This is a genomic window from Pseudomonas sp. NPDC088429 (assembly GCF_044753305.1).
In the GTDB taxonomy this organism is placed as follows: domain Bacteria; phylum Pseudomonadota; class Gammaproteobacteria; order Pseudomonadales; family Pseudomonadaceae; genus Aquipseudomonas; species Aquipseudomonas rustica.
The window spans coordinates 1-9,688 of record NZ_JBIVMX010000104.1 but is presented as its reverse complement, the minus strand read 5'-3'; the positions used below and the strand labels follow the sequence as shown (position 1 = coordinate 9,688).

Annotated in this window: 8 protein-coding genes; 6 read left to right on the top strand and 2 right to left on the bottom strand. The window is 57.9% G+C overall.

Annotation, left to right across the window (positions count from 1 at the left end):
• On the top strand, positions 1-285 hold a 285-nt coding region (locus ACIP66_RS27270; RefSeq protein WP_400652270.1), incomplete at its 5' end, for a transcriptional repressor.
• Between the two features lie 81 nt (positions 286-366).
• On the opposite strand, the gene recN is transcribed toward ACIP66_RS27270, so the two are convergent.
• Entirely contained in the window at positions 367-2,040 is a 1,674-nt protein-coding gene (gene recN, locus ACIP66_RS27265; RefSeq protein ID WP_282352806.1) for a DNA repair protein RecN, read from the bottom strand.
• 240 nt (positions 2,041-2,280) lie between these two features.
• Here recN and grpE point away from each other — a divergent pair, with 240 nt between their 5' ends.
• The 5 genes from grpE (at position 2,281) to ACIP66_RS27240 (ending at position 7,920) form a co-directional block, all read left to right on the top strand.
• Positions 2,281-2,847: a nucleotide exchange factor GrpE gene (grpE, locus tag ACIP66_RS27260; RefSeq protein WP_053117018.1), complete on the top strand. Its 567-nt coding sequence runs from the start codon at positions 2,281-2,283 to the stop codon at positions 2,845-2,847.
• Between the two features lie 102 nt (positions 2,848-2,949).
• Positions 2,950-4,866 (top strand): molecular chaperone DnaK, encoded by a 1,917-nt coding sequence (dnaK, locus tag ACIP66_RS27255; RefSeq protein WP_158830202.1) that lies wholly within the window; start codon positions 2,950-2,952, stop codon positions 4,864-4,866.
• Between the two features lie 296 nt (positions 4,867-5,162).
• Complete coding sequence (gene dnaJ, locus ACIP66_RS27250; RefSeq protein WP_053117020.1) at positions 5,163-6,287, top strand: molecular chaperone DnaJ; 1,125 nt, start codon at positions 5,163-5,165, stop codon at positions 6,285-6,287.
• A 9-nt stretch (positions 6,288-6,296) separates the two neighbouring features.
• Positions 6,297-7,103: a 4-hydroxy-tetrahydrodipicolinate reductase gene (dapB, locus tag ACIP66_RS27245; RefSeq protein ID WP_212549748.1), complete on the top strand. Its 807-nt coding sequence runs from the start codon at positions 6,297-6,299 to the stop codon at positions 7,101-7,103.
• A 79-nt stretch (positions 7,104-7,182) separates the two neighbouring features.
• A complete protein-coding gene (locus ACIP66_RS27240) occupies positions 7,183-7,920 on the top strand; it encodes a PmeII family type II restriction endonuclease (protein WP_400652265.1) in 738 nt (245 codons plus the stop codon).
• Positions 7,921-7,961: 41 nt separating this feature from the next.
• Here the strand turns inward: ACIP66_RS27240 and ACIP66_RS27235 are convergent, their stop codons facing one another.
• Positions 7,962-9,377 (bottom strand): DNA cytosine methyltransferase, encoded by a 1,416-nt coding sequence (locus tag ACIP66_RS27235; RefSeq protein ID WP_053117023.1) that lies wholly within the window; start codon positions 9,375-9,377, stop codon positions 7,962-7,964.
• Positions 9,378-9,688 lie beyond the last annotated feature (311 nt).

The following is a 9,688-nucleotide window of genomic DNA, read 5'->3' as shown; positions in this document are numbered from 1 at the left end:
GCGTTGATGGAAGCTGGCGAGGACGTCGGTCTGGCCACGGTTTACCGTGTTCTGACCCAGTTCGAAGCAGCTGGCCTGGTGGTCCGTCACAACTTCGACGGCGGCCACGCGGTATTCGAACTGGCTGACGGTGGCCACCACGACCATATGGTCAACGTGGAAACCGGTGAAGTGATCGAATTCTTCGACGAAGAAATCGAAAAACTCCAGAAGTCGATCGTCGAGAAGCATGGCTTTGAGATGGTTGATCACAACCTGGTGCTGTACGTCCGCAAGAAAAAGTAAGCATGTCGCGCGAATTCAGGTTCGCGAAACGAGCGAAGGCGACCCAAGGGTCGCCTTCGTGCTTTCTATTGTTTAAAAATCTTAAACTTTCGCGGTAACCACCATTTTTTTCGCGTGAGCCAACGATTCCTTGGTCAGATCGATGCCGCCGAGCATCCGCGCGACTTCTTCTATTCGTTCAGTCTTGCTCAGCTTGGACACGGCTGTGTGGGTTGCCTCATCGCCACGCACTTTGTGCACAAACAGGTGCTGATGACCCTGCGCGGCCACCTGCGGCAAATGCGTCACCGTCAGTACCTGTCCGCGTTCACCCAAGCGACGTAGCAACTGGCCGACAATTTCCGCCGTCGGGCCACCAATGCCCACGTCCACTTCGTCGAATACCAGCGTTGGCACCCGGGATGTCTGCGCAGTGATCACCTGAATCGCCAGGCTGATCCGCGACAGTTCACCACCGGACGCCACTTTAGCAAGCGCTTTGAGCGGTTGCCCGGGGTTGGCGCTGACCAACAATTCGACCTGTTCCAAGCCGTTCGGCAGCAGTTCGTCACTGCTGTTTGCGCGCAGCTCGATGGTGAATCGGCCGCCGGGCATGCCCAGACGCTGAATCTCTTGTTCCACTGCACTGGCAAGGCTGCCGGCGGCCTGATGGCGCAAATCGCTCAGCTCGCGAGCCTTCTCTTGATAATGACGGGCGTAGGACGCCAGCTCATCACCCAGACGCTCGATGGATTCATCGTTGGCATTCAGGGTTTCGATTTCATCCAGCAGCTTCTGCTGCATTTCCGCGACTTCAGTCGGCTGGATTCGGTGTTTGCGCGCTAGCGTATAAATAGCGTCGAGGCGTTCTTCCAGATATTGCAGGCGTGCCGGATCGGCATCGAAGTTGTCGAGGAATCGATTGAGTTCGCCCACCGCCTCTTCAACCTGAATCTGCGCGCTGGTCAGCAAGCTGCTGGCTTCGCCCAGTGCGCCGACCGAATTATTCACGCTCGACAGACGATTGAGACTGGCGGTCAGCGCGTTCAGGACATTACCCGAGTCACTTTCGCTGCATTGCTCGACCACTTGCCGGCAAATGCCCAGCAAGGTTTCAGCGTTGGTCAGGTTTTTGTGTTCCTGCTCCAGTTGCTCCAGTTCGTTATCGCCGAGACCGAGGTTTTCCAGTTCTTCGAGCTGATAGCTGAGCAGTTGATGGCGCGCGCGTTGTTCGTCGCCGGAATTGGAAAGGCGCTCCAGTTCCTGACGGGTCTGACGCCAGCGCTGGGCGGCCAGATGAACCTGGCGGGCCAGATCGGTCGCGCCGGCGTATTCGTCGAGCAAGCGGCGATGGGTATCGGTTTTCAGCAACGACTGGTGTTCATGCTGGCTGTGGATATCGATCAGCAATTCGCCAAGGGACTTGAGGTCGCCGAGCGGGCAGGGCGTGCCGTTGATGTAGCCACGCGAACGGCCTTCGCTGGTGATGACCCGACGGAGGATGCACGGGCCGTCGATGTCCAGATCGCGCTCGGCCAGCCAGGCGCTGGCCTCGGGGATGTCGACCAGATCGAACGTCGCGAGGATGTCGGCCTTGTCAGCGCCCGGGCGAACCACGCCGCTGTCGGCACGATCGCCCAGGGTCAGGCCGAGGGCGTCGAGCATGATCGACTTGCCAGCGCCGGTTTCCCCTGTGATCACGCTCATCCCGCGATCAAGTTCGAGATCGAGATGTTCAACGATGGCGTAGTTATGTACGGACAGGTGCACCAGCATAAAGGCCGCTCCCAGGCTTTAGGTCTGGTTATTTATACAGTGTTTTGTTTCGGCCTGACAATGCCCTCGCTTAGCTCGATTTGCTTGAACCGCAAAACTTCTTAGCGCATCAGGGAATGAGAATGCGGCACTTTTTTGTAGGGTTAATGCTTGGAGGCCCTTGAAGCCTGATTTTGCGGCCCCATATATCGGGACAGAAGCGCGGGTCAGGCTCGCGGAAGAAATTGAAAGGAGAATTCTATGGCTGACGAACAGACAGTAGATACGCAAAACCCAGATGCCCCTCAGGCGCCGGAAGGTTCGAGTGATGACCTGGCGACCCGTGTGCAAGTGCTCGAAGAGCAATTGGCCGCAGCGCAAGATCAATCTCTGCGCGTAGCTGCCGATCTGCAGAACGTCCGCCGCCGTGCCGAACTGGACGTCGAGAAGGCGCACAAATTCGCCCTGGAGAAATTCGCCAGCGACCTGCTGCCGATCGTCGACAGTCTGGAGCGCGGTCTCGAGTTGTCGAACCCGGACGACGAAAGCATCCGTCCGATGCGTGAAGGCATCGAGCTGACGCTGAAAATGTTCCACGACACCCTCAAGCGTTATCAGCTTGAAGCGATCGATCCGCATGGCGAACCGTTCAACGCTGTTTACCATCAGGCGATGGCTGCACAAGAAAGCGCCGACGTAGAACCGAACAGCGTTTTGAAGGTGTTTCAGAAGGGCTACCAGCTCAACGGTCGCCTGTTGCGCCCGGCCATGGTTGTGGTCAGCAAGGCGCCTGCGCCAATTTCGCCTTCGATTGACGAGAAGGCTTGAAATTAGCCGCAAGGCCCCCATTTAGAAGTCAAGCGTTTAAGTGCTACCGCAGTCAGCCACCACTGCTGCGGCATCCAAATCCAAAGTTTCGGGAGAGTTAACATGGGCAAAATTATCGGTATCGACCTGGGGACCACCAACTCCTGCGTCTCCGTGCTGGAAAACGGCAAAGCCAAAGTTATTGAAAACGCTGAAGGCGCGCGTACCACGCCGTCGATCATCGCTTACGCCAACGATGGCGAAATCCTGGTAGGTCAGTCGGCCAAGCGTCAGGCTGTGACCAACCCGCACAACACTCTGTACGCAGTTAAGCGTCTGATCGGTCGTCGTTTTGACGAAGAAGTTGTGCAGAAAGACATTCAGATGGTTCCGTACAAGATCGCCAAGGCTGACAACGGCGACGCTTGGGTTGAAGTGAACGGCCAGAAAATGGCGCCGCCACAAATCTCGGCTGAAATTCTGAAAAAGATGAAGAAGACCGCCGAAGACTACCTCGGCGAGCCAGTGACTGAAGCGGTCATTACCGTTCCGGCCTACTTCAACGACAGCCAGCGTCAGGCGACCAAAGACGCCGGCCGCATCGCGGGTCTGGACGTAAAACGTATCATCAACGAACCAACCGCAGCCGCTCTGGCTTACGGTATGGACAAGGCCAAGGGCGATCACACCGTGATCGTTTATGACCTGGGTGGCGGTACTTTCGACGTCTCCGTGATCGAAATCGCTGAAGTTGACGGCGAGCACCAGTTCGAAGTGTTGGCCACCAACGGTGACACGTTCCTGGGCGGTGAAGACTTTGACATTCGTCTGATCGACTACCTCGTCGACGAATTCAAGAAAGAAAGCGGCATGAACCTCAAGGGTGACCCGCTGGCGATGCAGCGCCTGAAAGAAGCCGCTGAGAAAGCCAAGATCGAACTGTCCTCGAGCCAGTCGACCGACGTTAACCTGCCGTACATCACTGCAGATGCGACCGGTCCTAAGCACCTGAACGTGAAAATCTCGCGTGCCAAGCTTGAAGCACTGGTTGAAGACCTGGTTCAGCGCACCATCGAACCTTGCCGCATCGCCATGAAAGACGCTGGTCTGGACGTTGGCGCGATCAACGACGTGATTCTGGTCGGTGGTCAGACCCGTATGCCGCTGGTACAGAAGCTGGTAACCGATTTCTTCGGTAAAGAAGCACGTAAAGACGTGAACCCGGACGAAGCTGTTGCCATGGGTGCTGCGATTCAGGGCGCTGTTCTGGCCGGTGACGTGAAAGACGTTCTGCTGCTCGACGTCAGCCCGCTGACCTTGGGTATCGAAACCATGGGTGGCGTGATGACCGCGCTGATCGAGAAAAACACCACGATTCCTACCAAGAAATCGCAAGTGTTCTCGACTGCCGACGACAACCAGGGCGCTGTGACCATTCACGTGCTGCAGGGCGAGCGTAAGCAAGCCACTCAGAACAAGTCCTTGGGCAAGTTCGACCTGGCCGACATTCCACCTGCTCCACGTGGCGTGCCACAGATCGAAGTAACCTTTGACATTGACGCCAACGGCATCCTGCACGTCGGCGCGAAAGACAAGGCTACCGGCAAGACTCAGTCGATCGTGATCAAGGCCAACTCCGGTCTGTCCGATGACGAAATTCAGCAAATGATTCGTGATGCTGAAGTCAACGCTGAAGAAGACCGCAAGTTCGAAGAACTGGCCGCTGCCCGTAACCAGGGTGATGCACTGGTTCACTCGACTCGCAAAATGGTTGCTGACGCGGGCGACAAAGTCACCGCCGAAGAGAAGACTGCGATCGAAGCGGCTGTGGTTGCTCTGGAAGCCGCTGTCAAAGGCGACGACAAGGCTGCTATCGAAGCGAAGGTTGAAGAGCTGTCGAAAGTCTCCGCTCCGGTTGCTCAGAAGATGTACGCCGAACAGGCTCAGCCAGCTGATGGCGCAGCCCCGCAAGGCGAATCGGCTGAGAAGGCTGACGACGTTGTCGATGCAGAGTTCGAAGAAGTCAAAGACCACAAGTAAGTTGTTGGTCGGCCGGTTGACTGCCTTCGGGCAGTGACTGGTAGGATGTCGCCGCGCGGGAGCTAGCTCCCGCGTTGGCGTATCTGGAATACGCGAATTTTTACAGCATGCGACAACGTTCGGATGCTGGCGGTATGGCCGGGAATGCTCCTGCTTTTCGCGCCGCAAGTACCGCAGAATCAAAGACCAGGATCGTTGAATTGACGTGAGTTGGGTCCGGGCCTGTATTGGGGCTCAACGAGTTTGGCGATCCTCAGGAGGGGTTTGCCGGACGTCCTCAAGAGTGCAGAAGACTTATGGCAAAGCGTGACTATTACGAAGTGTTGGGTGTTGAGCGTGGCTCAAGCGATGCAGACCTGAAGAAGGCCTACCGTCGTCTGGCGATGAAGCATCACCCGGACCGTAATCCGGATGACAAAGCGTCGGAAGAACTGTTCAAAGAGGCCAACGAGGCCTACGAAGTGCTGTCCGATTCCAGCAAGCGTGCCGCTTACGACCAGTACGGTCATGCCGGCGTTGACCCAAGCATGGGCGGCGGCGGTGCCGGTTTTGGCGGTCAGAACTTCTCTGACATCTTTGGCGATGTCTTCAGTGATTTCTTCGGTGGCGGTCGCGGCGGTGGTCGTGGCGGCGCTCAGCGTGGCAGTGATCTGCGCTACACCCTGGAGCTGAATCTGGAAGAAGCGGTGCGCGGCACGTCGGTGAATATCCGCGTTCCGACACTGGTCAACTGCAAGCCGTGCGACGGTTCGGGTGCCAAGAAAGGCTCCTCGCCATCGACGTGCCCGACCTGTGGCGGCATCGGTCAGGTGCGCATGCAGCAAGGCTTCTTCTCGGTGCAGCAAACCTGCCCGCGTTGCCATGGCCAAGGCAAGATCATTTCCGATCCGTGCGATTCCTGCCACGGTGACGGTCGCGTTGAAGAGTACAAAACCCTGTCGGTCAAAGTACCGGCCGGCGTCGACACCGGCGACCGCATTCGTCTGTCCGGCGAAGGCGAAGCGGGTACGCAGGGCGGCCCGACGGGCGACCTGTACGTGGTCATCAACGTCCGCGAGCACGACATTTTCCAGCGCGACGGCAAGCATCTGTTCTGTGAAGTGCCGATCAGCTTTGTCGACGCAGCATTGGGCGGCGAGCTGGAAATCCCGACCCTCGACGGTCGCGTCAAACTGAAAATCCCTGAAGGCACCCAGACCGGCAAGCAGTTCCGTGTGCGTGGCAAAGGTGTAGCGCCGGTGCGTGGCGGCGGTGCAGGCGATCTGATGTGCCGCGTTGCGGTCGAAACGCCGGTGAATCTGAACCGTCGTCAGCGCGAACTGTTGGAAGAATTCCGCAGCTCGCTGGCCGACGACAACAGCCATTCACCGAAAACCACCGGTTGGTTTGACGGTGTGAAGCGTTTCTTCGGCGATCTGTAAGGAGTCGGCATGCGACGTATAGCTGTGATGGGCGCTGCTGGGCGTATGGGTAAGATTCTGGTCGAAGCCGTGCAACAACGCGCGCCGCTGACCGGTTTGACCGCTGCCGTGGTGCGTCCGGGCAGCACGTTGATCGGCGTCGATGCCGGTGAGCTGGCTTCGCTGGGGCGTATTGGCGTGCCGCTGTCCGGTCATATCGAAGCCGTGGCTGAAGAGTTCGACGTACTGATCGACTTCACTCTGCCCGAAGTGATGCTGAAAAACCTGGCGTTCTGCCGCAAGGCAGGCAAAGCCATGGTTATCGGTACCACCGGGCTGGACGCGGCGCAGAAGCAATTGCTGGCCGATGCCGGGAAAGACATCCCGATCGTGTTTGCCGCCAACTTCAGCGTCGGGGTCAACCTGTCGCTGAAATTGCTCGAGATGACCGCGCGGGTGCTGGGCGATGAGGCTGACATCGAGATCATCGAAGCTCATCACCGGCACAAGATCGACGCACCTTCGGGTACCGCGCTGCGCATGGGCGAAGTGATTGCCGATGCGCTGGATCGTGATCTGCAGAAGGTTGCGGTCTATGGGCGTGAAGGCCACACCGGCGCGCGTGAGCGTGAAACCATCGGTTTTGCCACGGTTCGCGGCGGTGATGTGGTCGGCGATCACACCGTGCTGTTTGCCTGTGAGGGCGAGCGTCTGGAAATCACCCACAAGGCTTCCAGCCGCATGACCTTCGCCAAGGGCGCGGTGCGTGCTGCGCTGTGGCTCGACGGTCGTGAGCCGGGCCTGTATGACATGCAGGATGTGCTCGATCTGAAGTAATTCAATCGTGAAAAAAAACAAGGCGCGTAAAGCGCCTTTGTTTTGTCTGAAGTTTCAATTTTTGAAAGGAATGCAACGGATGCAACCATTGGATCTGGCTGATGTGGCCAAGTACGTCGAAGACAATATCGGCACGTTTCACCAGAAGCGTCTCGATAGCCTGTCGCGGTTGAAGCTCAAGAGTGTGCTCAAGCGCAAGAATCCCTACATGTTCAAAGCCAAGGACATGCAGACGGCGGAGCAGATCGTTCGCGGGATTGTTGATGCGCACGTGTCTTCTAACGAGGAAACCCTGTTCGGCGATTGGCTGGAAGGGCTGGCGATCTTCATCAATGGCAAGACCTATGGAGGATGGAAGTCAGCGGTCGCCGGTGTTGATCTGGAGTTTGATAAAGACGGGCGCCGTCATCTGGTCGCGATCAAGTCCGGGCCGAACTGGGGCAACAGCTCGCAGATCACCCAAATGCGCACCAACTTCAAAACGGCGCAGCGTACTTTGCGTACCAGCCAGTCCGGCCTGAACATCGTTGCCGTCAACGGTTGCTGCTACGGGCGTGATAACAATCCGGACAAGGGCGACTACAGCAAATTCTGCGGGCAGCGTTTCTGGGAGTTTATCTCGGGCGACCCGGATCTGTTTGTCGAGCTGATCGGGCCGCTGGGCTTTAAGGCGCACGAGCGTAATGCCCAATTCCAGGACTCGTACACGCAACTGGTCAACCAGTTCACGGAAGAATTCACCCGCGAGTTTTGCAACGCTGAGGGTGCGATCCAGTGGGACCGTCTAGTACGCCTCAACTCTTCAAGCGATGAGTGAGGCGTGAGGCGTGAGGGAGCAGGCGCTCCCTCGGCAGTGAATCAGGCCAGTTCCAGGTCGAATTGGAGCTTCTTCTTCTGCTGCTCGAACACTTGCAGCCAGTCGTTGTGCGACGTGGCCTGGTAGCGCGAGAAGCGGAAGTCCTGCGGCGGCGCCTGATCGGTGCCGCTGAGCAGGTCGCGAATCAACTTGCCGACCGCATGGCCGAGGCTGACCGGTACGGCGTTGCCGACCTGTTTGTATTGCTCGATCAGCGGGCCGGCCAGTTGCCAATCGTCCGGAAACTCCTGAATGCGTTTGTATTCCTGAATCGACAGCGGGCGATCCTCTTCCGGGTGCGCGAGGTCGGTGGCCGGCATGGCCGGGTGAGTGACCAGCGTCGGCGAGGGTTTTTCCCAATGCAGACGGCGCAGGAAACCGGTTTTGCCGCCGCCGGAGAAATACGACTTGCCAAGGGCTTCTTGCTGCAAGTCCGGAGTCAGGCTGCGCCAGTTCTGTCCGGCGGTGAGCATGCGGTAGTACTTGAGGCGTTTTTCCGGAAAGTTCAGGTGCGTGTGCTGATCCAGGCCGACCAGTGCGCCGCGCAGCTTGTTCCACACCGGCAGGCCGTGGGAGCCGTCTTCGGAGTGGGTTGGCGTCAGGAACGGCGCTTCTTTGCCGTCGCGGGAGCAGACAATGATGACCCGCTCGCGAATTTGCGGCGTGCCGAAGTTTGCCGAGTTGTACAGGTTGAACGTGCAGGTGTAGCCGGCACGTCGTAGCACGCTAATGACGAAGTTGAGCGCGCCGCCCTTCATTTCGTCGAGGGACAGATCGGGGAATTCGCTGCCGCGCTGATTGTGCGGGCGATGATCCATTGGGCACGACAACAGCCCGCGCACGTTCTCGATCACGATGAAGCGTGGGCGAATTTCCAGCGCCAGATCGATGTACTTGAGGAAGGCGTTGCCGCGATCATCGTTGAACGCCTTGCGCTTGCCGGCAGTGCTGAAGGCCTGGCAGGGCGGGCCGCCGACGATCAGGTCGACGTCTTCGGCGCGCACCTGTGCGGCTTCCAGCACTTGCTCGGCGGTGCAGTCATTGATGTCACCGAGCAGCGCGGTGTTGGGGCGATTCAGGGTGATGGTCTGGCGGCAATGCTTGTTCGATTCGCAGGCCAGGCGGATATCGAAACCAGCCTTTTCCAGGCCGAGATCGAGGCCCATGGCGCCGGAGAAAAAACTCAGAGCGATAGGTTTGCGCTCGCTCGACGACGTCTGCACGGCGTAAGCAGGGTGATCTTGTGCAATCATATGTGCGGTTCGGAGCCCGTAATTTTTTAAGCTGGCGTGGTCGATGATCCAGGTGTTACCGATCTTTTCGGACTGGAGGTCGCCGTTGCGGCAAAGGGTTCTGACCCGTTGCGTACTGACATTCAGCAGCGTGGCGGCGTCAGCGATGCTGATGTGGGTACTCATTCAGGGTTTCTTGCTCGAAACTTGAGATGGGTACCTATTCTAGAGAGGGGTGAAGGGGTGTCAACCGTGCCATCACCGTGGTCGCGCGTCGCCATGCCTTTATAAGGCGAGTTTGTGTGTGTTTCGCCCTTCCGAAATCGAGGTCTTTCCTGTAAGCTACAGCTTTAGTGTGTCCACTAAAAGCGCGCAGAATAATTCAGTGAAGAAGCGGGGTGACGTGTCCATACGTCACTCCGCTTTTTTACAACCTGCGATTGCCCCTTCATGCTTTATTTACGGGAGGTCTTCTTGACTAAGCCAGCCATACTCGC